Source organism: bacterium, assembly GCA_035529855.1.
Lineage (GTDB): Bacteria > RBG-13-66-14 > B26-G2 > WVWN01 > WVWN01 > WVWN01.
This window is the reverse complement of record DATKVX010000033.1, coordinates 1-23674: the sequence shown is the minus strand read 5'-3', so window position 1 is coordinate 23674 and position 23674 is coordinate 1. Positions and strand designations below refer to the sequence as shown.

The following is a 23674-nucleotide window of genomic DNA, read 5'->3' as shown; positions in this document are numbered from 1 at the left end:
ATAAAGAGAACGCATCTACCGCGACGTCAAGCTCGACGAAATAGGCGAGGGTACGAGCGAAATCCAGAAAATAGTCATAAGCCGGAATATTCTACGGCTTAAGAAAAAGAAGTAACCGACGCACCGGCGGGGCTACACGGTGGCATCGCCGACAGGTTTTATGTTATAATATAGACAGGAGTATTGGATGGAAGAGAAAGGATTCACGGTCTGGTTCACCGGCCTGTCCGGAGCGGGCAAAACCACCGTCTCGAAACTGGTCGAAGAGGAACTCCGGCGTCGCGGCCGCAAGGTGGAAGTGCTCGACGGCGACGTCGTTCGGACCAACCTCTCCAAGGGCCTGGGCTTCTCCAAGGAGGACCGCGACACCAACATACGCCGCATCGGCTTCGTGTGCCATATCCTCAGCCGCAACGGCGTCGCCGCCGTGGCCGCGGCCATCTCGCCCTACCGCGCGATACGCGACGAGAACCGGAAGCTGGTCGGCGACTTCGTCGAAGTTTTCTGTAAGTGCCCGCTCGAAGTCCTATTGGAGCGCGACGTTAAGGGGTTATACAAGAAAGCGCTCGCGGGCGAGATAAAGAACTTCACCGGCGTCTCGGACCCGTACGAGGAGCCGCCGACGCCGGAGGTCGTGTGTAACACCGACGTCGAAACGCCGGAGGGGAGCGCGGCCAAAGTAATCGCCAAGCTGGAGGAGCTCGGCTACCTCGCGGCGCCGGGTACGGAGGGAGTATACTCCGAAGAGGAGGAGGAGAAAGTCCGCAAGCGCCTGGAAGCGCTGGGTTATATGTGATGGCCGAGTGCGAATACGTCGACCTCCACGTCCACACCACGTTTTCGGACGGTTCGTTGACCCCGGCGGAAGTCGTGTGGTTGGCCGTCGACGTCGGCCTGGCGGCGATCGCCGTAACCGACCACGACGGCGTGGACGGCAACGCCGAGGCGTTCGCCGAGGGCGCCCAACAGGGCCTGGAGGTCATTCCGGGCGTGGAGATAAGTTGCGATTTCACGCCCACCAACGTCCACGTCGTGGGCCTCTTCATCGACCCCACGAACGCCGAGCTGACCGAGGCGCTCGTCGACGTGCGGGAATACCGCAAGCGCCGCAACCCCAAAATATTGGCGAAGCTCGCCGACCTCGGGATGCACATCGAGCTTGAAGAAATCGCGGCCAAAGCCGGCGGTAGGACCGTCGGCAGGCCCCATATCGCGGAGGTAATGGTGGAGAAGGGGTACGTCGCCGATTTCCAGGAGGCGTTCGACAAGTACCTCGCCCACCACAAGCCGGCGTACGTCGGCCGGCGGCGCATCGCCGCGGAAGAGGGCCTTGCGCTGATTCACGGCGCCGGCGGCCTGGCCTTCCTGGCGCACCCCGGCGTCTACGCGCTGCCGCCCCGCATTTTGGAGAGTATGGTCTTCAAGCTCGCCCGCGCCGGCCTCGACGGCGTCGAGGTTTATTACGTCGACCACCTGCCGACCGATACCGCGTTCCTGAGGCGGCTTGTCGACGAGTACGACTTGTTGGCCGGCGGCGGTACCGACTTCCACGGCGCGGCTAAGCCCGGCGTAGAGCTCGGCATTGGCCGCGGCGACCTTAAGGTCCCCTACGAGCTGGTGGCCCGTATGAAAGCGCGTCTCGGCGTCCGGGCACGACGCGCGGCGATACGATAATGATAATAGCCGGCCTTCGGGCCGGCTTTTTAAATGATTTCGCCCCGACGAACGGCGGCATCGGCCGGGTAGCCGGATAAAGGATGCCGGGGTTTAGGCTTTCCCGGCCGCCGCTTTACGCGTAACCCCCGGCGCGAGGGCTCGGCGTCGAACCCGGGCTACCGCCGACGCGGGGTCGTTATTTGAAGTATTGTACCCGGTCCGTTCCTTCGTCCGTAACGTAGATTACTCCGTCCGGGGCGACCGCGAGGCCGTAGGGCTGTTCGAATTGGCCGTCGTTAGCGCCTTTCGCGCCCCATTTCCCCAAGAATTCGCCCGTGGACGTGAAGAACTGTATCCGGTTGTTCCGTCTATCGGCGATGAAGACGCGGCCGCTTTTATTCACGGCGATTTCCCAAATCCACTTGAACTGACCCTCGCCCGTTCCTTCGGAGCCCCAGCTGCCGAGCAGGCTCCCGGTGGGCGTAAAATATTTCACGCATTCGTCATAGGAAGCAGTCACGTACACGTTGCCGTCGGGGGCGACCGCGAGGCCGCTGCACTCCGCCACGCCGCCCCATTCGCCGAGGTAACTGCCGGCCGCGGTAAAATACTGGATGCGGCCGTTACCCGAGTCTAAAACGTATACGTTTCCGCCGGGGGCAACAGCTACGTTCTCGGCGTAGCGGAACTGGCCTGGGCCCGACCCCCTCGAGCCCCATTCGCCCAGAAGGCTGCCGGTGGGCGTATAGTACTTTATTTCATAATCGGTTGTGGCGTAGACGTTCCCGTTCGGAGCGACGTCTACCCCATAGACGCTGTAATCGCCCGTTACGACCCATTCGCCCAGGCGGTTGCCGGTGGGGCTGAAAAACGCCAAACCGCCGCCCTGCCCGGGGTACCAATATATAACGTAAACGAAGCCTTTGGGAGAGGCCGCGACGCCCATAGGGTGGTCGTCGCAAAGCCATTTTCCCAGGAAAACGGGGTGTTTTTCCTCTGCCGGCTCGGTGGGCGTCTCATCCGCGCAACCGATAAGGAATAGAAGAGCGCAACCTACGGCTATTAACCTGTTCATTTCTCCTCTCCTTTCCAAGCTATTGACCGGTTACTAAAAGCATAATCGAGCTAGTACGACCCTTAATCCCTTCGCCCCGCCGTACTTGGGGCAGCGGGCCGCTACCGCCTCCGGCGTAGAGTTTACTTTATCGGCCATATAAGTCCGCGGTATACCCGCCAGGTTCGTTGCCGATTAGCTAACCGAAACGATTACGGCTAAAATTACGAAACATAGTACGCAGAGGACCGCGATGCCGGCGACGATTCCGACCACGGTCAAAGCGGTGCGGCCCGATTTGCGGCGCGACGGGGCCGCCTTTTCCTCGGGCGCTTCGCCCTTCGCTTCGGCCGCGGCCTTCGCCCCGGCCTCGGTTGCGGCCCGGGCCTCGGCTTCGGCTTTTTCGCGGATTTTCTTCTGATACTTTTCGGCGACGTGCGCGAGAGGCCGCGTCCCCTCCGGCGTGGCCGTTTCCTCCGCCAGCCTGACGATGCCGTTCCAGGCGGCGGCCTCGTCCGAGCCGGAGGTCTCCCAGAAGAAGAGCAAATCGAGGAGGCCTTTGACGTTGGCCTCGTCGTCCGCGCCCCGCTGGATGGCGTGGTCGTAGAGCTCGAGCGCGGCGGCGCCCAGCCGGTCGGCGGCCTTCCGCTCGAACGCCTCGCGGCCTTCCCCCCGGTAGAGCTCGAGCGCCTTCTCGAGCCGAAGCAGCAGCTCGTCGGCGTCGACGCGCCCCTCCTCCGTCAACTCCTTGTACGCGCCGGCGAGCCCTTTCTCGAGCCAGGCCTCGTGTTCGTCGGGATGCTCGTCCGTTATTCGGTCGAAGGTTTCGTAGGCCGCGGCGTAGTCGCCGCGCGCGAACGCCTCGCGGCCGCGCTCGTACAGCTCCGCCACCGGGTCGGCCGGCTTTCCCTCGCCGGGGCCGTCGGCGTCGAGCGAGGCGCCGCAGTATTCGCACGTCACCTTGCCCTCCGCCTGCGGCTCGAGCGCCGCGCCGCATTTGGGACAAGGCCGCGGCGGCGGCGTACCCGAAGGGGTGGTACTTTTACGTTTCGGCATGAGTACGCATCTCCTTGGCGGGGGCGATACGAAAAGGGCGACCTGGATTCAGGCCCCCCGCATTATAATATCCCGGTCGACCAGCTGTCATAAACAATCGACGCTAAACCTCGGTCTTCAAAACCCCCTTAAGCGCGAACGCGGCCACGAGCGACACGACGAAGAACGTTATCACCCAGTGGACGCCGAGGCCGAAGAGTTTATTTCGGCGGTCCGGGTACTTCACTTCTATCGCCTTCACGTCGCTGGAGAGCGGCCGCTCGCCGGGGTTCATCAGCTGCGACCAGAGCCCCGAGACGCGCCGCGCGCTGACCCGGCCTACGCCCGCCGCGCCCACCACCAACTCCTTGCCGTACGCCGCGTCTTTCGTTTTTAACGACAATTCGTACGTGCCGGGTTTCGCAGGCCTAACGCGCCAGTCGGCCTCGCGCTCGTACGGTACGCGCAGCGCCGGCGTCTCGACGACGACCCCGGGCGGCGCCGCGAGCGTCACGTCGTCGTCGAGGGCGCCGTTGAATATCGCCTTCACGACCACGGCCTCGCCCGGCCGCGCCGGCGCCGGGCCGTAGCGCAGGTTGAGCTGGACCATTATGAGCACCACTATCGGGAGGATGAAGACGATGGGCACGACGGCGTAGCGGAGGTAGGTCAGGTTGGTGCGCAGCACCTTCTTCTGGCTCTCGACGACGACGCGGGCGTCGTCCCGGAAGAGCCGCATCGCGAGCAGGTGCGCTCGGATGAGGTCGCGGGTGCGGCGGATGGCGCGCTGGTTCGACGTCGCCTTGAAGACGAGCAGCATCGCGACGCCGGTCAGCGCCGATATCAACAGCAGGCCGCCCGCGGGCCACCGTTGGAACGGCCAGGCCAGCGCGTCGAAGAACCGCGTTAACGCCAGGTTAAAGTACCACACGTATTACGAGATGTATCCCAGGCCCTGAAGCCTCTTTTTAATTTCTTCCTCGTCCTCGGCGCCGCCCTCGAGCGCCGAAAGCTCCTTCTCGATAACGTGGGTCACGAACTCCTCCGGCGTAGCGTAGCCCGCCGTCTCGGCCACCTTCTTGACCCGGTCCCACAGCTCGCCGTCCAATTTTATTTTCGCCATATTACCTCCGTATTTGTGGCGTCGGTTGTTACCAACCGACGCAACCTCCGCATCCTCTTCTCCGAACCGCCGCCGTCAGTTGGAAACAACTGACGGCACCTCCAGGCACTCGGCGACTCCTATCCGAGTATGTGCCGCCCGGTCATTTCGGGCGCGGGCGCGAGGCCGAACTCTTTCAATATCGTGGGCGCGAGGTCTTTGAGCGCGGGCGCTTTGGCGGCCACCGGTTTGTTGCAGAACAGCACGCCGGGGACGTGCCCCGGGTCGACGCAGTGGTCCGCGGCCCACTTGTCCTCCCGCACCTTGCATATCCGTTCCGGGAATTCGGCTACGGCGGAGTCGTCGGCCAGGCGGTACCCGGGCGCGAAGCCGACGATGAGCTCCGGCGCCGAGGCCGCCGCCGGCCCCCGGTACGACTCGCGACTTACGTACGCTTTGACGATAACGCGGTCGCCGGTCTCGTCGTCGTTGTAAGCCTCCAGTTTGGCGGCTAGCTCGCGGGAGAGGCCGTCGGCGTCGCCGGGCTCGACGATGCCGTGCGGCTCGCGGCCGCGGAGGTTGACGTACAGGCCGTTCAGGCCGAAGCCGTACGCCACCGTGCGTGCCCAGTCGATGTTGTCCAGGAACTCGGTCTCGGCGCGTCGCGTCGGGTCCGCCAGCACCAGGTAGCCGTTGTCCAGCAGCCAGGTGTTGAGGTTGAACTCGCGGTAGAAGGGCGCGAAGCCGTGGTCCGAGATGATGAAGAACGTCGTCTTGTCGTCCACCTTCGCGAGGACGCGCGCCAGCGCGCCGTCCATTTCGCGGTAAAAGTGTTCCACCGCGCCTTTGACCTCGGGCGACGCGTCGGGTTGATACAGCGGATGTTCGGGGTCCATCGTCCGCCACATCATATGGGTATTCTGGTCGATGCTCGAGATGTAGAAGTAGAAGAAGCCGTCGTCGAAGTCGGCCAGCGTTTCGTCGAGGCAGGCGAACCGTTCGTTCAGGACGATCCCGGCCTGCGCCAGGTATTCCTCCTCCTCGAAGACGCCGTGCGACAGGGCTTTGGTCTCTTCCGGGAACCCCTGGGTGTAGTAGCGGCCAGCGCGGCGCGCTACCTGCGCCGCGTAGTCGCCCGGCGTGCTTATGGGCAGCGCCGGCTCGAGCGGGTCGACGTTCACCGGCGAGACGTAGAGCTTAAAATGCGGCCGAACCTCTTTTAAGTAAAGTCGGACCATACCCACGGCGTCCGCCAGCGGCCCGGCGAGTTTGAAGCGCACCCGGCGCCAGCCGCTCCACTCGCCCTTTTGGAGCACTACGTCGTCGCCGTCCCACGCCACCTTCGCGACGTCGCGCGACGGGTCGCGGTGGACCGTGAAGCGGAGCTTCGCCGGGGGCGAGCCCTCGCGGAAGGTATTGGGCGGCCCGACCAGCTCCGCGGTGAAGGTGTTGTCCCACAGCCGGACCGGGTAGCACTCGCCGCCCGTGAACTCGTCGGCGTCGGCGGGAGGGTCGTCGGTGTAGTAGGAGAAAGTGCCGTACGTGCCGCGGAGGTCCGGCGTCCCCAGGCCCGATACCGTCCGGGCGTCCGTCTTCACCGGCGGGAAGTTCGACGGGCATTTGAAGACCGTCGCCGGGACGTCGTGGCGGGCGAGGATTTCCCAAAGGCAGGGGCCGCGGCGCAGGTTTTCGACCTTGCCGCCCGAGAGCGGTATTACCAGCCGGCCGAGCTTTATCGTTCGGGAGGGGGGAATCGCCCGCGAAATGGAGAGGAAGGGGTAGAGGGTGTGCGGGTCGCGGTGTATAAAGTCGAAGATGCCGTGGACGCCCGGGCCCGCGCCGGTAATGAAGTCGGACCACGCCACCGGGCTCTGCGGCGGAAGGCTCGTTCCCAAAGGCATAAAGGTATTGTTCTCGATGAACTTCGCGAAGGTGGGCATCCCGCCCCGGGCGACGAAGCGCCGCACCAGCTTCGGGTCCATACCGTCGATGGCGAGGACGATGACCTTGCGGCCTATCGGCCTGGCCTTGCCGGTGCAAGCCTCGAGCAGCGGCGCGAGGCCCCCCGCCGCGGCGACCGCGGCGCCGGTCCCGGTCGCCTTTATAAAATCACGCCTTTTCATTCGCGTTCTTCTCTGTCTCTTCGGGCCCCGGCGGGAGCTCCAGCTCGAGCGGCCGCCCCTCCATATACGAGGGCGCGGCCACGCCGAAGAGCTCCAGCACCGTGGGCGCGATATCTACGATGCTCGGTTTTTCCGTCGCTACCCGGGCGTTGGTGAACAGCACTCCCGGCACGAGCTCGGCGGCGACGCAGTGGTCGCCGGACCAGGCCTTAACGTTGTCTTCGAAGACGTCGCCGGCGGTGCCGCCGGTGGCCGAGTCCCAACTCGCGCGGTATCCGGCGCCGTAGCCGACGACGAGCTCCGGGCCGCCGTCGAGGTAGGGGCCGGCGTATATCTCGCCCAGGTCGTACATGTTGCTTATGGCGACGCGGCCGCGGGCGTCGTCGCGCAGGCCTTTCAATTTTTCGGCGATCTCTTTTTTGAGCGCCGGTACCTCGTCGCGCGGTACGATGCCTTGTCTCTCGCGGCCGGCGACGTTGACGTAGATGCCGGCCAGGCCCAGCGCGTACGCCCGCGTCCGGCTCCAGTCGACGCCCTCCAGCCACTTGCCGCCCGCGGCGCCGTCCTTCAGCGTAAGGTAGCCCTCTTGCGCCAGCCAGGCGTTCACGTTTACGCCGCGCGCGAAAGAGGTGAAGCCGTGGTCGGACATCACTATCAGCAAGTCCCCCGGGGCGAGTTTGGCCTCCGTCGCGCCGACGAGTTCGTCCATCTTCACGTACATGTCTTCCACCGCGCCGGCGTATTTCTGGGTGTCGCGGCCGCGGTTGGCCGGGTGGTCCGGCGTCAGGTAGCGGAAGAACATGTGCTGGATGCGGTCCGACGCGTCGAAGACGCAGGCGACGACGCCCTGCTTCGTCCGCTCCAGCGCGTCGAAGAACATGCGCTCGCGCTCGTCGTGGTAGCGCCAGGCCTGCTCCAGGAACTGGCCTTCGTCGATGACGCCCTCGTTGAGCGCCCAGGTGTCCTCGGCCAGGCCCAGCGTAGCGTAGCGGCCCAACAACTTCGACAGGTAGACGGCGTAGATGTAGGGGTGGGAGATGGGGAGCGCCGGCCGGTCGGGGTCGACGTTGATGGGCGTTACGTACATCTCGAAAGGCCGGAGCGACTTCACGAGGAAGCGCGCGATGCCGCGTACGCGCACGCCCAGGCCCGCGCGGAACGCCACCGGCGTCCAGCCCGAGTACGCGCCTACTTTCAGTTTGACGCGGGCGCCGTCGAGCGACATTTCGACCTCGCCGTCGCGTTTTCCGGGCCGGATTTTAACGGGCAGGCGGAGCTGGCCGCCGTTCTTTTTTATCGGGTTGTCCGGCCCGAGCAGGTGCGACGACACTTCGCGGCCGTCGCGTTCCACCTTTATGCACTGGCCGCCCTCGCTCACGCCGGCGTCGCCCTCCTCGTAATAATAGGAGAAGGTGCCCTGCGTGCCCAGCAGGTCCGGCACGCACATCGCCGAGAGCGACACGCCGTGGAACTTCTCGGGCGGGAAGGTAATGGGAACGCGGATGACGTTGGAGAAGACGCCGTGGTCCCCCAGGATCTTCCAGAAGGGTTTGCTCTTGCGGAGCAACCTTATCGACGGTTTGCCGAGCGGTATCCGGAATTTGCCGACGTTGAGGAACCGGCGCGGCGGCCCGATGTGCGCCGACGAGAGGTCGGGCAGGTACGTCGCGCGGTCGCGGGTGAGGAAGTCGAAGATGTTGTGGCGCGCGGGCGAGGTCCCGGTCTGGAACGAGGACCACGCCACCGGCGACACCGCCGGGACCGTCGTCGCGAGCGGTTTAAAGGTGCCCTCTTCGGCCAGCCGGGAAAGGTGGGGCAGCTTGCCGTCGGCCATCATCTCGCCGACGATTTCGGGCGAGAGGCCGTCGAGGCCGAGTATTACGACCCGGCCTACGCGGGCCTTCGCCAGCGCGCGCCGTCGCCGAATGCCCCGCACCAGGCGGCGGAAGGGCAGCGTCAGGAACGCGAAGAGCGCCAGCACCAGGCTCGCGAAGACGGCGAAGAAGGACGTGACGACGGCGAAGCCGGCGCCCGGGCCCACGTAGCCGAAGGCCGCCGGCGCCAGCGCTAATGCGCTTCCCAAGACGATTCCTATTTTCGCTCGCGAGGACATGCGGGGGGTATTAATAATTGGCCAATACCAGCTTCGCCAGGTCCGTAATTTTTACGTCGGCGGGCGGCGGCTCGGCCGACCAGAAGACGGCGTCGTCGTAGGTGTGCATCCCGGTCAGATTGGTCTCGGCGAAGACCTCGGCCTTGCCGAGGTGCGCCTTCAGGTCAAAGCCCGGATGCGCCACCGCGACCATATCGGGGCCGCTCGCCGCGTACGGGCCGTCGTAAATCTCGTCGCGGTGGAATATTTTTCTTATTACGGGGCGGCCGTTGTGGCTCAGCGCCAGCAGGCCCTCTTTTATCTCGGCCAGCACGGCGGGGACGTCGCCGGGGCGCACGCCGCCGCGGGGGTACTTGCCGGCGACGTTGACGTAGATGCGGTTGGGGTCGAGGGCGAAGGCGCGGCTCCCCGCGGCCAAAGCGGCCAGGGAGTCGTTCTTGCCGCCGTCGAAGGCGAGAAAGCCCTCTTGCTCGAGCCAGGTGTTAAGGTACACCTCGCGCTCGACGCCGCAGAAGCCGTGGTCGGACAGCAGGTAGAACGCCGCTCCCGCGTCGCGGGCGCGGGCGAACATCTCGCCGACGAAGCGGTCCACCTCGCGGTAGAACTCGAGGCAGAAGCCGTGGCGCGGGTGGGCCTCCTCCATCAGCGCGTCCCACAGGTAATGTTGCAGGCGGTCGGTCCCGGTGACGACCACTTCGAAGTAGTCCCAGTCCTCGTTTTCCCAGAGGTACGCCGCGGCCTTGCGGCGGCCGGCGAGCGTCGTCATCAGCTGCTTCTGCAGGAGGTCGTGGTCTTCGCGGCACTTCACGGTGTCGACGTCGATTTCGTAGCCCAGCGCGCGGAGCTTCGCCCGGAGCGGCGGCGGCATTATGGCGCGGTCGAAGTCCACCGCCACGAACCCGGCCACGAGGGCGCCGTTGATGGCGTTCGCGGGGTACGTCGACGGTTGGTTAACCACGACGGCGCGCTTGCGGATGCGGCCCAGTCGGTCCCAAATAGTCGGCGCCTTGACGTCGGCCGAGTTCGTGAAGCGGACGTCGTACGTGCCGGCCTTGAGCTCGGTGAAGCCAAAGACGCCGTGGCCTCCCGGGTTCAGGCCGGTGGCGAAGGAGGGCCACGACACGGCCGAAATTTCCGGCAGCGTTACCGTCATCCGCGCGAACGGGCTCGCTACGCCGAGCTCGGCCAGGTGCGGCGTTACGCCGTCGGCCGTGAGCTTTTCTACCAGCGAATGCGGCACGCCGTCCAGGCCCACGACGACGGCGCGTTTATTGTTTTTGCTGAATAAACCCATAGCGGAAAAGGTCCGCGGTTTCGGCGTCCCCAAACAATAATTGTAAGTTATCAAACGATGTATGTCAAACTATATAACCAAAAGGGCCGGCCGGGGGCGGGCCTCTGAAGCAGGGCGGTATGCAAATAGCGATGGGGCGCCTCGAGCCGGGCCGCGGTAGTCGGCGGCGGGGCCCCGGGCGTAGAAAGCCCGCCCCGGGGGGCGGGCTTCGCGCTAGGAGAGGAGAGTGGTCTACTTAGTCGTTCGCGGGTAGGGCTTGAATTATTATGGCGTCGGGGGGCAACGCTTGGATAACTACCGCGTCGGCGCGCTTGGCGGCGTAGGCGCTCGAGTTGCGCGGTTGCGTTTCGGCCGGCGCCGCGGCGCGCGCCAGAAAAAGTAAAGACAAAGCCAGAGCGGCAAAGGTCCCCAAAATATTTATCGCGTTGTTCTTAAGCATGCCGGTGCCTCCTTATTCCACCGCTACGTTCAGTATGTAATACGGTACCGGCACCGGGAAAGTTTCACGAAAAAAGGCCGGGCGAAGGCCCGGCCTTAATGGCGATAAACGGCTCAGAAGACGTACGTCTTGAGGAGGGTAAAGATGCCCAGGGTCGTCGTCAGGATGCCGATGGCTATGGTCAAAGGCCGGGCCTTTATCTTCTTCACCGCGATAGCCGAGAGGGGCACCGAGCACAACGCGCCGACGGCCAACGGCAGCGCCAGTCGCCACGGGAACGCCTCCCTTATTACTAAGTACACTATAACGCCCACCACGCAAGTCAGGCCCTCGGCGAGCGACGTGATGGCGATGGCTTTTTTGCTTTCCATCCCCGAGAGGAGCTGGCCGCCGCAGACGAGCGGGCCGTAACCGCCGCCGCTCATCCCTTTGTTGAACGAGGCCAGCGTTCCCAGGCCCAGGACCTTAAGCCACGAGAACCGCACCAGGGCCCTACGGGCTACCGTTACGAGTATCAGGATGCCGACGGCCAGGACCAACACGCCGATCCAGGTCTTCAGCACTATTTTCGGAATGCTGACGGCTATAAGAACCGCGGCGAGGGTACCGACGACGGAACAGGCGGCCAGCACCATCGCTACTTTGAACGCGCGGGTGCCCGGCGACAAGTCGACGTTGCGGGCGCGGTGGTGGGCGAAGGCCGCCGAGATTCCCGTAACGAGCTCCGAAGCGAGAACCGCCGGGACGATCTGAAGCGGCGCGAAGCCGAAGAGGATGAGCAGCGGCGTGAGCGTCGTTCCGTATCCCATTCCCAGCGTGGAGTCCACGAACTCGCACCCGAAGGCGACTAATAAGATGCCCAGCGTTCCCCAGGAAATGAGCTCGATTGCCCGGCCGCCCGCGGGCGCTTCGCCGCCGGTTACCGCGGCGTGTACGGCGACTACGCCTATAAAAACGGCGACGAACAAGAGCCAGACGATGGTGGCTTTCTTCATACAATTCTCCTCGAAAGGCCTTACGGGGGGTGTGCCTTATCCGGCGTAAAGCTCAGGTTATGTTGACGGTCTCTTGACGCCTTGACTTGGAGTCCAATATGTTTTATTATACCTATCGGAAAACTATATTAAAGGAGGCCGACTTATGAAACTTACCACCCGCAGCGAATACGCTCTCCTGGCGTTACTGTACCTGACACGCCATTACTCCGAGAAGTACAACACGGTCGAAACCGTAGCCACGGCACAGCACATACCCCACAAGTACCTCGAGCAAATAATGCTGGCGCTGAAGCGCGCACGGTTTGTGCGGAGCTCCAAAGGGCAGCACGGCGGTTACAAGCTGGCGAAACCCGCCGCGGACATAACGCTGGCCGAAATCGTGCGTCTCTTCGACGGCGCCCTCGCGCCCACCGACTCCGTTAGCGAACACTTCTACGAATCCACGCCGGTGGAGAGAGAGAAGAAACTCGTCGCGTTGTTCAAAGACGTCCGCGATTACGCCGCTAAGAAGCTCGAGACCACGACGTTGGCCGACGTATCCTGAAGCAGGGTGCCCCCCTCGGAAAGACTATATAGTTATATGCCCTATATGGTATATCATATTACTCTACTTAAAGCAAGAAAAGAAGCGCCGCCGAGGCGCCGAATTTTACGTAGTCCGACGGCGGCCTTTACGCGAAAACGCCGCGCCGCGCCGGCTTTTTTTTAACGAACGTTTTTAGGGTGTTTAATACACGAACAGTTTTAGCAGCAGGAGGGTGCCCAAGGCCGAAGTTAGCACGCCCACCGAAATTTTTAATTGGAGCGGTTTCAGGACGCGCACCGTGAGCGCGGAGAACGGCACCGCGGCCACGGCGCCCATCGTGAGGAAGGGCGTCAAGTCCCAACTGACGTTGCCGGTACCGAAGACGTACATCAACGAACCGGCTAAACAAGCTATGGTCTCGGCCAGCGTCGTTATGGCGACGGCGTTGGCGGGGGAGATGCCGAAGAGGATCTGGCCGCCGGTGACGATGGGGCCGTAGCCGCCGCCCGTCGTACCCTTGTTGAAGCCGCCGAACCCGCCCAGCAGTACGATCTTGGGCCACGAGAATTTCGAGTGTCGGCCGAAGGTCGCCAACGTCGCGATGCCCACGCCCAACACGACGATGCCGATCCATGCCTCGAGCGCTATTTCGGGGATGCGTACGGCCAGCGCCGCGGCGCCGACCGTTCCCGCGGCCGACGTCGACGCCAACGCCAGCGTTATCCGGAAAGCCCGCGTCCCGGGCCTGAAGTCAACGTTGCCGATGGTGTGGTGGGCGAGCGCCGCGACGGAGCCCAGTACGAGCTGCGACGCCACCACCGCCGGGACGACCGCCAGCGGCTCGTACCCCAGAAGGATGAGGACGGGGGTGAGGGTTACGCCGTAGCCCATACCCAACGTGGCGTCTACGTACCCGGATGCGAAAGCCAGCAGGAGGAGCGCCACGGCCGGGCCGGCCGGCAGGAACCGTTCGAAGGGCAACGGCCACCACCAACTCAATCCCGCGCCCGCGGCCAGGATAAGGACCGCTATTGCTATGGCGTGATATTTCCTGCTTATGGCCATCTCGCCTCCGCCGTCCCCGTCGGGGGGGGCCCGAATAGCTGATTATCATTATTATAATACCCTCCCGGCGTCAAGCGAATTTATGGTATAAACGTTTTTCAAACTGGACAAATCGGGGGTTTTTATATATATTAATATCTACCGACGGAACGGGTTTTCCCAAGCAGGAGGTTATTATTATGAAGCGTTTTAACTATGTTGTCTTAGCCGCGGTCGTTATGGCGCTGGCGCTGGCTTACGCGGGATGCCAAAAAAAGGTCGAGGAGCCGGCGACGGCCGAGACCGTCGAGACCGCCGCCACGGCCGAAACGCCGGAAACGCCCCTCACGTTGTCCGCGGACGCGCAGAAGCTCCCGCCCGGGACCGAGGTCGCCGTAATCGAGACCGAGGAAGGCATAGTCGAGATCGAGCTCCTGACCAAGGAGACGCCCAAGACGGCGGGCAACTTCATCAAGCTGGTCGAAGACTGGTTCTACGACGGCATTCCCTTCCACCGTGTCGAACCCGGTTTCGTGGCGCAGGCGGGCGACGCGACGCTCGTGGGGCGCGAGAACCCGGCGATCGAGATTCCGGCCGAGCCCGATAAGCGCAAGACGGTCCGCGGCGCCGTGTCTATGGCCCGCTCGATGGCCCCCGGCGCGACGGAGTACGGCGCCACCAGCCCGACGCAGTTCTTCATCCTCACCGGCGACTCGCCCCACCTCGACCCCGACTTCTGCGTCTTCGGCTTAGTAGTTACCGGAATGGACGTCGTCGATAACACCCGGAAGGACGACGTAGTCAAGCGCATACGGGTGTTGAGAGTCGGCGAGGCGAAGCCGGCGACCGCCGAGGCCGCAGCGGAGACGGAATAATAAGCCGTTTCGGCCCGGCGCCGAACCCGCCGCGAGGCGGGTTTAAAAACCCTGACCGTAGACGGCGCGCCCCTCTTTAAATTATATTATTGGGTCAAACGTCGCTTCGAAGACGTTAAGGAGTGTTGATTATGAGGTTTCGTTATTATCTCGCCGCAGCGGCCGCCGTGCTCGTGCCGGCCCTGGCGCTCGCCGCGGTCGAAGTGTTCGGGGACAATACCGTGGCCTTTCCGGTCGAGGAGGAAGAGATGCCGCTCGAGCTCTCCGCGGCCGCCCGGGAGCTTCCGGCCGGCACCGAAATCGCCGTGATGGAGCTAGCCGATGGCGGCGTCGTCGAGGTCCGGCTTCTGGCGGACGAAACGCCCAAGACGGCCGGCAACTTCGTCGCGCTCGTCGAGGACGGCTTTTACGACGGCATCATCTTCCACCGCGTCGTCCCGGACTTCGTCGTCCAGGCCGGCGACGCGACGCTGGTGGGCCGGGAGAACCCGGATATATCCCTCGAGACCGAACCCGACGTACGTAAATGCGTGCGCGGCGCCGTCTCCATGGCCCGGCTCGCGCGGCGGGACGAGGATACGGGTGACGTGGTTTACGGCGACACCAGCCCGACGCAGTTCTTCATTCTGAAATCGGATACGCCCCGGCTGGACCCGGACTTCTGCGTCTTCGGCGTCGTCGTGACCGGTATGGACGACGTCGACGCCGTCGAGCAGGGCGACGCCATCCAACGCGTCCGCGTACTCACGGTGGGCGGCGAAGGGGAAACGCCGACGACCGTCGAGGACTAGTCGGGCCGCCTCCCCCAAAAACCCGCCTTCCGGCGGGTTTTGGGCGTAGGCTTTTGGGCGGCTCCTAACCCCGTTTGGCCTCCTGCCATTTCTCCTCCATCTGCTCGAGCGTGGCGTCGGCCAGCTCGAACCCCTCCGCGGCCAGCGCGGCCTGCATGGCGTGGAAGCGTCGCACGAACTCGTCGTTCGTCACGTTGAGGGCTTCGCCCGGCTCGAGGTCCAGGTAGCGGCACAGGTTTATCAGCGAGAAGAATAGGTCCCCCAGCTCGGCGCGCAGCCGCTCGGGGTCGCGGCGCTCGAGCTCGCGCTTCAGTTCTCCCACTTCTTCTTCGATTTTATCCAACACGCCGCGCGCGTCCTCCCACTCGAAGCCCACCGAGCGCGCGCGGTCCTGGATGCGCCGCGCGCGGAGCATGGCGGGGAGGCTCTTGGGGATGCCGTCGAGGAGCAGGCGGCCGCTCTCCTCGCGGCACTTTATCGTCTCCCAATTCGTGATGACTTCCGCCGCGCCGGAGACCTCCGCGCCGCCGAAGACATGGGGGTGACGGCGCGTTAATTTCTCGATGATGTGGTCGGCGACGGCCTCGACGTCGAAGGCGCCGCGCTCCTCGGCCATACGCGCGTGGAAGAATACGTGCAACAGTATGTCGCCCAGCTCCTCTTTGAGCGCCTGGTCGTCCTTTTCGGAGATGGCCTCGACGGCCTCGTACGCCTCCTCGATGAGGAAGCGCCGCATGGACTCGTGCGTTTGCTCGCGGTCCCACGGGCACTCGAGCCGAAGCCGCACGACGACGTCCCATAATTCCTTCAGCTTTTCTTCCATATTAAACCGCCTTGACGGGTCCTACGGTTTAGCGTAGAATTCCGGCGTGGTTGGCGAAACGGACGAGAGGCTCCGCCTGCTTTACGACAGTCTGCCGACTACGGCTTCCGCTCCGGCCGCGGAGCTCGCCGTGGCGTCGTCGCTCGAGGCCGGCGACATAGCCGCCGCGGTCGACGCGCTCAAGGCCGCGGGCGCCGCGGTCGTCGGCGACGAACGGAGCGGCTACCGCCGCGAGCTGCCGCCGCCGTTGGACGCGGCCGCCATATCCGCCCAAATCGAAGGCCGGATGGGGAGCGCGATATACCTCTTCGACGCCGTCGCGAGCACCATGGCGACGGCGCGGGAGCTGGCCCGCGAGGGCCAACGCCACGGCGCCGCGATATTGGCCGAGGAACAAACCGCCGGGCGCGGCAGGTACGGCCGCGGTTGGTCGTCTCCCCGGCGCCTGGGCCTCTACGTATCGGTCATTCTCGAGAAAGGACAACTCCCGCCCGCGTTTACGTTATTGCCGTTAACGGCCGGCGTCGCCGTCGCCGACGCGATAACGACCGTCGCCGCCCGGGCCGTCGAGCTGAAGTGGCCCAACGACCTCCTATGGGAGGGCGCGAAGTTGGGCGGCATCCTGGCCGAATCGTACGGCGAACCCGATACGGTCGTTTTAGGCGTCGGCCTGAACGTCTTTCAATGCCCTTACGATTTTCCTCCCCGCGTCCTCTATCCGGCGACGTCCCTCGTCATAGCGGGCGCCGAAAGTACGGACCGGAACGCGTTGGCGGCCGCGGCGTTGAACGCCTTGGACCGTTGGCTCGAGCGTTGGCTCGAGGCGGGGCCGGGCCCCGTAGTGGAGGCGTGGCGCGAACGCAACGTGACGTTGGGCCGCCGCATCCGCATCGCCGGCACCGGCGTCGCCGGGACCGCGGTCGATTTGACCGAAGAGGGCGCGCTGGTGGTGGAGGACGACGCCGGCGGCCGTCGCATCATATATTCCGCCGACGCTTAAGGCCCTCGCCGCCTCGTTCGGGAAAACCGCCCCTTCCCCCGTTACTACGCGTTCAACCCCTCCAACGGACAGCCCGCGCAGCGCGGCTCGCCGCGGCGACACCGTTCCCGCCCAACGCGCACCAGCAGCGCGTGGTATTGCTTATATACCGCGACGTCGGCCTCGACGTTGCCCTCGAAGAGCTCTTTCAACTCGTCGTAGGCGGCGGCCTCGTCGGCCAGGCCGTGGCGGTGAAGTACCCGGTGAGTATAAGCGTCCACCACGAACGTCGGCAGGCCGCAGGCGTAGAGCAGGATGGAGTCCGCGGTCTCCGGGCCCACGCCCCGCACCGCGAGCAATTTGGGCCGGACCGCGGGCAACTCCTCCCGCGCCATCGCCGCGACGTCGCCGTCGTATTCTTCCCACAAGAAATCGAGGAACGCGCGCAGCCGCCTTGCCTTAACGTTATAATAACCGGCCGGTTTTATCAACGGCGCGATTTCGGAAGGCGTCAGGCGGGCCAGCGCGGCCGGCTCGAGCAGGCCGGCGGCTTTAAGGTTGGCGATGGCCTTCTCGACGTTGGCCCAGGCGGTGTTCTGCGTGAGGATGGCGCCCACGGCGACCTCGAGCGGCGTCTCGCCCGGCCACCACTCTTGGTCGCCGTACGCGGCGTCGAGACGCCGGTAAATTTCCGGCAAGAGGTCTTTAGTCGTCGTCATTCCGTTTACGCAGACGCGCCCTCGGCGACGGAAATACGCATCGCCCGGCGTATGAGGCTGTTGTGGTTGTTTTTACGTACGTCTCGAGTCATATCTGCGGCGTGTGAAATTCCTTGCCTGCGGGGGATATATGGCGTAAAATTAGGTTAGCTGTTTCAATTCAAACTTAAGGAGTTGCGGCTTATGAAACGTAAATTCATCGGAGTTGTATTCGTCGTGGCGCTCGCGGCGGCCGCGGCGCAGGCCCAAACTCCCGACGACCCCGTACTCGCTTATTCGGATACCGTTCAGGATATCACCGCCCGGTTCAACGAAAAACTTATTGAGGCCCAACCTTTCCTCGTCTGGCCCGGCAGCGACCTCGACCAGGACGAACGTGATAAACTCGCCTGGAAGATCGAGGTGATAATCAACGACTTGGGCCAACTGGCGGACGAGATGGGCGCGCTGGCCGTCCCCGAGGGCTTCGACGAGGCCCACAAGCTTATAGCCGGTGCGTTCAACCTTTACATGACGGCGCTGAGCCGCTGCGGTTCCGGCATCCAACGCAACTACGTCAAGACCTTCAACGGCGGCGTGCAGGATTACAACGCCGCGGGCACGTTCCTCGACTCCGGCTTCACCGAGCTCGAGTCGGCGTTGGAGCGGGCCGGATACATCCTGGAATAGGTTCGGGCCTCTTTTGCGGGAATGACTAAAAAAAGGTTAAAACGCCGGCGCGGCCGCCGGGTTGTTTCGACCCGTCCGGCGTGCCGCGCCGATACTTTATATTGATGTCTCTTACGCCCGTAATTATACTAATTATCGTCGGCCCGCGTCAAGGCCCATGACCCCGCCGCCTAACCCGGCCGCCCGCATCGCGCGATACACCGGGAGGTTTAACGCCCGGCGCGCCGTCGAGGCCGCGGCGTGGCGCGCGTTGCGGCCGGTTTTTACTTTGGCGCGACCCTGGCCCCGCAACCGCGCCGCCCGGGAGGGGCGCGTCCTGGCGCTCGAGCGCATTCTGCGCATCGGCGATACGCTCGTCGCCAGGCCGGCGCTCGCCGCCATCCGAAATAGGTACCCGGACGCCGAACTGGCGGTGGTATGCCGACCGGCCCTCGCGCCGCTCTGCGAGGCCGACTACCTCGTCGACCGCGTCGTTGTCGCCGGGGCCGGTTTATCGGCCTTCCGTCGGGCCGCCCGCGAAGCAAAGGAGTTCGGCGCGGCGCGGGCGTACGTGCTGGTCCCGGACCGGTGGTCGCCGTACCTGGCGTGGCTCGCCGGCGCGGGGGAGATAACCGGCTATGACTACGCCGCGCGCGGGACGGCGCTGACGGACCGCCGGGCTCCGCCGCCCAGGGCCAACGTCCCGGCGTTCTCGTACGACGCCGCGACTCCGGAAGTCCACAACGCGGCGATATGGCTGCGGCTGCTCGAGCCGGAGGCGCCGGCGCCTGCGGCTTATCCGCCGCTCGAGCCGGGGGCGGCGGCGCGCGAGGCCGCCGCGGCCTTCATCCGCGACGCGTGGGGCGGGCGGCCGACGCCGCTCGTCATAATGCACCCCGGCGCCGCCAACCCGTCGTATCTGTGGCGGCGCGAGAATTGGCTCGAGGTCGGGCGGGAGCTCGCGCGGAGGGGAGCGGCGGCGCTGGCTATAACGGGCGGCCCGGGCGAGGAGGAGAGCGCCGCGGCGGTAGCCGAAGGAATCGGGCCCGGCGTCGCGGCCTCGGCGGTCGGCCTATCGCTGCTCGAGACGTGCGCGCTGGTAGCGGCGGCGGATTTGGTTATCACGCTCGACACCGCGCCGGTCCACATAGCCTCTACGATGGGTACGCCGGTCGTCGCGCTTTACGGCCCGGGCGACGCTACGATGTGGGCGCCGCTCGGCGTGCCGCACCGGACCGTCGTCGGCGACGCGCGCTGCCGCGGCTGCAAGTCGGCGCGGTGCTTCCAGGACCGCCACTATTGTATGGAGGCCATAACGCCGGCGGCGGTGGTCGCCGCCGCGACGGAGCTTATGGAGGGGGGGCGTACGTAAATGTATTTACCCATCGGAACGGTCCCGGCCTGGCTCGGCGTACTCGGTTGGCTCGCCGCCGCGGCGTCGTTGGCCGCGGCGCTCGTTCGCCTGCGCCGCTCGAGCGTAACCATATGGACGTTCGCGGGCGCCGGGGCGCTGGTCGCGGCGCTGCGGTTGCTGGAATTTCCGCTGCACGCCGAAGCGCTCTACGGCGGCACCGTCGCGGCCGTGGGCCTGGTCGTAATCGTCTTCGGCGCGGAGGTGGGCGTCTGCTGTCTTTGCGCGGCGACGCTCGCGCTAGGGCTGGTCGCGCCCTACGTGGATTGGGCCGCGTTGGGCGCGAACCTGCTGGTCCACGTCGCGGTTGCGCCCTGGCTCGTTTGGGGGCTGTACTCGAGGTTGAAAAGCGTCTTCGCCTCCGAAGCCGCGGGCTACGTTTTAGCCTTCGCGGTCGGCGGCGCCGGCGCGGCCGTCGTCGCGTTGACGTACCTGGCAGTCTCGCCGGCGTGCGGGCCCGTCACGGCGGACGCGGCGTGGCGCGTCGTTGCGGCCGGCCTGGCGCTGGCGGCGGCCGAAGGGGTGTTGGCGGCCTGGGGATACACTTTAACTCTCAGCCGTCGCTACCGCGGCGACGGCCGGCTCGAGCGTTGGGCGCCGCGTTCGTGGCGCGGCGGCTTTTGGATGGCCGTTACGGCCGTAATCCTCGCCGCGGGCGCCGCGCCGTGGGTACCGCCCTACGGCGGCGTGCTCGGGCCGATGCCGGCGCTGGCCCGCGCCGCCGGCGTCCCGTTCCTCTCGCGCGCCGTTTTGGGTCTCGCTACGGTCGCCGCGGCCGCGGCCCTGGCCTGTTTACTCTTCGGCGCCCGTAAATTAATCCGCCTACTTTTCGGGAATAAAAAAGCCGGCGCGTGATACCCACCGCGCCAGCCCGGGTTGCGCGCGCGCCCGGACTATTCCGTTTCTATTAAAAGCCGCGACGCGGCGACGCCGAACAGGTCCTTCTCGGCGATTTCGGCCGAAACCCGTTCGTTAAACCTCGCCCGGTAGGTTTCGAGTTGGGGGGCGAAGACCGAGGTCGCCATTCCCATGGCCTTGGCCTCGCTCAACATATCGGCGTCCAGCGACGCCACCATCTCCCGGGCGAGCTCATCGGCGAGTTTCGCCGCTTCGTCTTCGTTTTCGATAGACATAATCCGGTTAACCTTCCGCGACGTCGAGGTCCGCCAGGCCGCCGCGGACGAATATCTCCGTCAGCGCCTCCACGTCGGCCGCGGCCACTTGGAGCGCGACGCCGCACCGGCCTATTTTCCCGGGAGGCCGCGGGATAACCTCCGCGTCGTAACCCCGCTGCGTCGCGAGCCGTTCGGCCAATATCGTATCGTGGGTCGACGGGAAATGGAGGACGGCGAATTTATTTTTAGCGGCGCCGTTACGCGCCGGCGGGTTTCGGCTTCCGGGAGGCATTTATCAACTACCCCAAATTTATAAAAGGAGGGGGGCCCGTGTCAAGTCAATTCACGCGCGAGCGGTGCCGAGAACCGCGCCGAAATGCGGCCGGTCCTCCCCCCCGGCTATTTGAATAAAGCCGCCCCAAGGGGCGGCTTTTTCGGGTCATCTTATTTTTACGGTTAACGGAAGACGGCCTTAACCCTGCCCAGCGACGCGGGTGCGACGCCGGTATTCCCCAAATCCAACTTCCAGACCCGGTTGGTACCTGACGTGGTGGATATCCACAGGTATTTGCCGTCGGAGCAGCAACCCCACGGGAAGTTGGCCGGGGGCGCCACGGATGTCACGACCGAACCGGTAGTCGTAAGCCTGTATATCCGGTGGGCCGGGCTGTACGTGCCGCAGTATAGATAAGTCCCGTCCCAGCCGGGGTCGAACGGGTAGAAAGCGGCCGTGAAAGAGCTGACGAGCGAGCCGGTGGTCGTAACGCGCCAGAACATGTGAGGGGACGTCGACGTAACCCAGAGATTGGTCGCGTCGTAGGTGAGGCCGCCGTAAAGAGCAGTAACGGCGAATGAACTCATGATACTACCTGAAGTATTACGTCGGTTTACGTAATTCGGGGTGTCGTTTCCGTCGTAAATACTCGAATTGGCCCACGTCAAACCGCGCGCGGCGTAACCGAAGCCCGTCGTGTAGGACGATATGACGCTTCCGTTATTGGGGTTAATCCGGAAGGTGTAGTCCGGCGTTTGGGTAGTGCACCAGAGGTACTGGCCGTCCCACGCCAGCGCCAGCGGGGTGGTGCCCGGGCCGGGGAACGATGCTAATACGTCACCGAATGCGCCCCACGCCGTCGCCGCGGCCAACGACGACGCGATAATTAAAACTGCTGTTCTCATGTGTATCCTCCTTTTTCGACTCTTTTACTATATAACAGAAGTATCGGAAAATTGCAAAAGAATTCCTCATGTCTCACCGTCTTTCCGCGGCGAGGGATAAAGCACGTCGAAAGTTAAAGCCGCCCCAAGGGGCGGCTTTATTCTCCGGTTCCGGTAGTTTCCTTTAGCGGAACAGCGCCCTGACGCGGCCGAAAGAAGTCGGCGCTACGGCCGTCTCCGTGACGCGCACCGTACCCTTCATCAGCGTATGGTATTTGCAATGGTAGGGGAAGAAACCGGTCTTGTTGAATTTCCGCTTGTAGGACTCGTTCAGTTGGATGTCGCCGGAGTCCCAGACGAGCGTGTCGGAAGTCGACGTGTGGACCGCCGAGTCGAGGTTGGTCCACTGGACCATTTCACCCTTGGGGACTACCACGTTTTGGGGTACGAAGGCGAAATTCTGTATTTTGATTTCGGTTAGCGCGAGCGCCCCTGTCCCGCACGCTACCAAGGCCGCAATTATAAAACCCCACCTTTTCATAACTTTACCTCCTTTACTAATATTTTAGCCTAAATCTCGGATTAAGTCAAGCCGCGGTGCCTCGGCTTTGGGGTTGCGGTCTTGCGTAGTTAGTTTTATAGTGGCGTCGTGGCGGGTTACTCTATTAGCGCGTGCGCGCCGGCCTTCAACGAAGCGCGGAATATCGAGCGGGTCGTGCGCGCGTTCGCCGATACGCTCGGCGGCGCCGGCGTAGATTACGAAATAATAATCGTCGACGACGGCTCGAGCGACGAGACGCCGCGGGTCCTCGAGCGCCTTCGGAGCGAGGTGCCCGCGCTCCGCGTCGTGGCGCACCCAAGTAACGAAGGTTACGGCAAGAGCCTGCGCGACGCCTTCGCCGCGGCGGCCAAGGATTACGTCTTCTATACCGACGCCGACGGCCAGTTCGACCTCGCCGAGATGCTCGCGTTCCTGCCGCTGCTCGACGGCGGAAACGCGGTCGTCGGGTATCGCGTGGGCCGCGCGGAGGGGGCGCTCCGCCGCTTCGTCTCCCGGGGTTACAATTTATTGGTAAGGGTCCTCTTCGGCCTGAAGGTCCGCGACGTCGACTGCTCGTTCAAATTCCTGCCGCGGCGCGAGCTGCAGGCGCTGGGGCTCCATTCGGATAAGTTTTTCATAGATACGGAGCTGATGGTGAAGCTCAAGCGCGCCGGCGTGCCGGTGCTCGAGCGCGGCGTCCGCCACCTGCCCCGCGAACACGGCCGTTCGACGGTATCGCCGACGCATATTTTTACGACTCTCCGGGAGATAGGGGGGCTGCTGGCCGAGCGCCGAAAAAAAGAAACGGGCCCGGAACCGGGCCCGCGTACAAGCGAAGAAGTTGATTAAAACAATCGGCCGGTCTCGCGTTGTGCGGCGTCTGCGCTGTTTTCCACCACCGCCAGGCGCCGTACGCGGCCGGCCAATTTTATCACGGAGACGTACTCCGAATAGTTATCGTTTCTTTCATCATTATTTAGTCGCGGCTCGAGCCTGAATAGTTTAACGTCCGCTCTCGTACGCTCCTAGTATAATTATAACACGAAAAGGCCTTTTAGTCAAACCGGCGGGCGAATTACGTCCACGGCGTCGTAGCGATAAATTACGATCTTTTACGCAATAATGTAGGGGCGACCGGCCGGTAGGGGCGACCGGCCGGTAGGGGCGTTTGGCCGGTAGGGGCGTTTGGCCGGTAGGGGCGACCGGCCGGTAGGGGCGACTGGCCAGTCG

General features: G+C 64.3%; 26 protein-coding genes and 1 pseudogene. 11 read left to right on the top strand and 16 right to left on the bottom strand.

Features of this window, described 5'->3' with window-relative positions; translation table 11 throughout:
* Positions 1-7 precede the first annotated feature (7 nt).
* The 3 genes and pseudogenes from VMX79_03040 to VMX79_03030 all read left to right on the top strand — a co-directional run bounded on the left by VMX79_03040 (position 8) and on the right by VMX79_03030 (position 1674).
* Positions 8-115, top strand: a pseudogene (locus VMX79_03040) (acyl-CoA dehydrogenase family protein).
* 72 nt (positions 116-187) lie between these two features.
* On the top strand, positions 188-796 hold the full coding sequence (cysC, locus tag VMX79_03035; protein ID HUV86067.1) for an adenylyl-sulfate kinase: 609 nt from the start codon (positions 188-190) through the stop codon (positions 794-796).
* The gene (locus VMX79_03030; protein HUV86066.1) at positions 796-1674 is read left to right on the top strand and encodes a PHP domain-containing protein; all 879 of its coding nucleotides are present in this window, start codon (positions 796-798) and stop codon (positions 1672-1674) included. The genes cysC and VMX79_03030 overlap by 1 nt, the downstream gene beginning before the upstream one ends.
* 178 nt (positions 1675-1852) lie before the next feature.
* On the opposite strand, the gene VMX79_03025 is transcribed toward VMX79_03030, so the two are convergent.
* The 9 genes from VMX79_03025 to VMX79_02985 all read right to left on the bottom strand — a co-directional run bounded on the left by VMX79_03025 (position 1853) and on the right by VMX79_02985 (position 11811).
* Complete coding sequence (locus VMX79_03025) at positions 1853-2731, bottom strand: hypothetical protein (GenBank protein ID HUV86065.1); 879 nt, start codon at positions 2729-2731, stop codon at positions 1853-1855.
* A 174-nt stretch (positions 2732-2905) separates the two neighbouring features.
* On the bottom strand, positions 2906-3766 hold the full coding sequence (locus tag VMX79_03020) for a hypothetical protein (GenBank protein HUV86064.1): 861 nt from the start codon (positions 3764-3766) through the stop codon (positions 2906-2908).
* Between the two features lie 103 nt (positions 3767-3869).
* Positions 3870-4676 carry a hypothetical protein gene (locus VMX79_03015; GenBank protein HUV86063.1) on the bottom strand — a complete coding sequence of 269 codons (807 nt, stop codon included), beginning with the start codon at positions 4674-4676 and terminating at the stop codon, positions 3870-3872.
* A gap of 3 nt (positions 4677-4679) precedes the next feature.
* On the bottom strand, positions 4680-4868 hold the full coding sequence (locus tag VMX79_03010; protein HUV86062.1) for a hypothetical protein: 189 nt from the start codon (positions 4866-4868) through the stop codon (positions 4680-4682).
* Between the two features lie 119 nt (positions 4869-4987).
* A complete protein-coding gene (locus tag VMX79_03005) occupies positions 4988-6970 on the bottom strand; it encodes an alkaline phosphatase family protein (protein ID HUV86061.1) in 1983 nt (660 codons plus the stop codon).
* Positions 6957-9053, bottom strand: a complete 2097-nt coding sequence (locus VMX79_03000) for an alkaline phosphatase family protein (protein ID HUV86060.1) — start codon at positions 9051-9053, stop codon at positions 6957-6959. Before VMX79_03000 ends, VMX79_03005 begins: the two co-directional genes overlap by 14 nt.
* Before the next feature lie 40 nt (positions 9054-9093).
* Positions 9094-10377, bottom strand: coding sequence for an alkaline phosphatase family protein (locus VMX79_02995; protein ID HUV86059.1), 1284 nt, complete (start codon positions 10375-10377; stop codon positions 9094-9096).
* A gap of 235 nt (positions 10378-10612) precedes the next feature.
* A complete protein-coding gene (locus VMX79_02990; protein ID HUV86058.1) occupies positions 10613-10816 on the bottom strand; it encodes a hypothetical protein in 204 nt (67 codons plus the stop codon).
* A 113-nt stretch (positions 10817-10929) separates the two neighbouring features.
* Positions 10930-11811 (bottom strand): sulfite exporter TauE/SafE family protein, encoded by an 882-nt coding sequence (locus VMX79_02985; protein ID HUV86057.1) that lies wholly within the window; start codon positions 11809-11811, stop codon positions 10930-10932.
* A gap of 145 nt (positions 11812-11956) precedes the next feature.
* Here VMX79_02985 and VMX79_02980 point away from each other — a divergent pair, with 145 nt between their 5' ends.
* Complete coding sequence (locus VMX79_02980; GenBank protein HUV86056.1) at positions 11957-12358, top strand: Rrf2 family transcriptional regulator; 402 nt, start codon at positions 11957-11959, stop codon at positions 12356-12358.
* Positions 12359-12541: 183 nt separating this feature from the next.
* Here the strand turns inward: VMX79_02980 and VMX79_02975 are convergent, their stop codons facing one another.
* A complete protein-coding gene (locus tag VMX79_02975; GenBank protein HUV86055.1) occupies positions 12542-13405 on the bottom strand; it encodes a sulfite exporter TauE/SafE family protein in 864 nt (287 codons plus the stop codon).
* Positions 13406-13584: 179 nt separating this feature from the next.
* On the opposite strand from VMX79_02975, the gene VMX79_02970 reads away from it, so the two are divergent.
* Both VMX79_02970 and VMX79_02965 read left to right on the top strand, forming a co-directional pair.
* Positions 13585-14259, top strand: a complete 675-nt coding sequence (locus VMX79_02970) for a peptidylprolyl isomerase (GenBank protein HUV86054.1) — start codon at positions 13585-13587, stop codon at positions 14257-14259.
* A gap of 131 nt (positions 14260-14390) precedes the next feature.
* Positions 14391-15050: a peptidylprolyl isomerase gene (locus tag VMX79_02965; GenBank protein HUV86053.1), complete on the top strand. Its 660-nt coding sequence runs from the start codon at positions 14391-14393 to the stop codon at positions 15048-15050.
* Between the two features lie 64 nt (positions 15051-15114).
* Here VMX79_02965 and mazG read toward each other — a convergent pair whose 3' ends face one another.
* Entirely contained in the window at positions 15115-15873 is a 759-nt protein-coding gene (mazG, locus tag VMX79_02960) for a nucleoside triphosphate pyrophosphohydrolase (GenBank protein ID HUV86052.1), read from the bottom strand.
* A gap of 46 nt (positions 15874-15919) precedes the next feature.
* Here mazG and VMX79_02955 point away from each other — a divergent pair, with 46 nt between their 5' ends.
* Positions 15920-16873 (top strand): biotin--[acetyl-CoA-carboxylase] ligase, encoded by a 954-nt coding sequence (locus VMX79_02955; GenBank protein HUV86051.1) that lies wholly within the window; start codon positions 15920-15922, stop codon positions 16871-16873.
* Between the two features lie 44 nt (positions 16874-16917).
* Here VMX79_02955 and VMX79_02950 read toward each other — a convergent pair whose 3' ends face one another.
* Positions 16918-17571, bottom strand: coding sequence for an endonuclease III domain-containing protein (locus tag VMX79_02950; GenBank protein HUV86050.1), 654 nt, complete (start codon positions 17569-17571; stop codon positions 16918-16920).
* A 183-nt stretch (positions 17572-17754) separates the two neighbouring features.
* Between VMX79_02950 and VMX79_02945 the strand changes: the two genes are divergently transcribed.
* The 3 genes from VMX79_02945 (at position 17755) to VMX79_02935 (ending at position 20485) form a co-directional block, all read left to right on the top strand.
* Entirely contained in the window at positions 17755-18240 is a 486-nt protein-coding gene (locus VMX79_02945; GenBank protein HUV86049.1) for a hypothetical protein, read from the top strand.
* A 157-nt stretch (positions 18241-18397) separates the two neighbouring features.
* Positions 18398-19591 (top strand): glycosyltransferase family 9 protein, encoded by a 1194-nt coding sequence (locus tag VMX79_02940; protein ID HUV86048.1) that lies wholly within the window; start codon positions 18398-18400, stop codon positions 19589-19591.
* Positions 19592-20485, top strand: a complete 894-nt coding sequence (locus VMX79_02935; GenBank protein HUV86047.1) for an energy-coupling factor ABC transporter permease — start codon at positions 19592-19594, stop codon at positions 20483-20485.
* A gap of 38 nt (positions 20486-20523) precedes the next feature.
* Here VMX79_02935 and VMX79_02930 read toward each other — a convergent pair whose 3' ends face one another.
* The 4 genes from VMX79_02930 to VMX79_02915 all read right to left on the bottom strand — a co-directional run bounded on the left by VMX79_02930 (position 20524) and on the right by VMX79_02915 (position 22444).
* The gene (locus VMX79_02930; protein ID HUV86046.1) at positions 20524-20763 is read right to left on the bottom strand and encodes a hypothetical protein; all 240 of its coding nucleotides are present in this window, start codon (positions 20761-20763) and stop codon (positions 20524-20526) included.
* 7 nt (positions 20764-20770) lie between these two features.
* Entirely contained in the window at positions 20771-21037 is a 267-nt protein-coding gene (locus tag VMX79_02925; protein HUV86045.1) for a DUF3343 domain-containing protein, read from the bottom strand.
* Positions 21038-21201: 164 nt separating this feature from the next.
* Positions 21202-21924: a hypothetical protein gene (locus VMX79_02920; GenBank protein ID HUV86044.1), complete on the bottom strand. Its 723-nt coding sequence runs from the start codon at positions 21922-21924 to the stop codon at positions 21202-21204.
* 163 nt (positions 21925-22087) lie between these two features.
* A complete protein-coding gene (locus VMX79_02915) occupies positions 22088-22444 on the bottom strand; it encodes a cupredoxin domain-containing protein (GenBank protein HUV86043.1) in 357 nt (118 codons plus the stop codon).
* A gap of 108 nt (positions 22445-22552) precedes the next feature.
* Here VMX79_02915 and VMX79_02910 point away from each other — a divergent pair, with 108 nt between their 5' ends.
* Positions 22553-23293, top strand: coding sequence for a glycosyltransferase family 2 protein (locus VMX79_02910; GenBank protein ID HUV86042.1), 741 nt, complete (start codon positions 22553-22555; stop codon positions 23291-23293).
* The last annotated feature ends 381 nt before the right edge of the window (positions 23294-23674 follow it).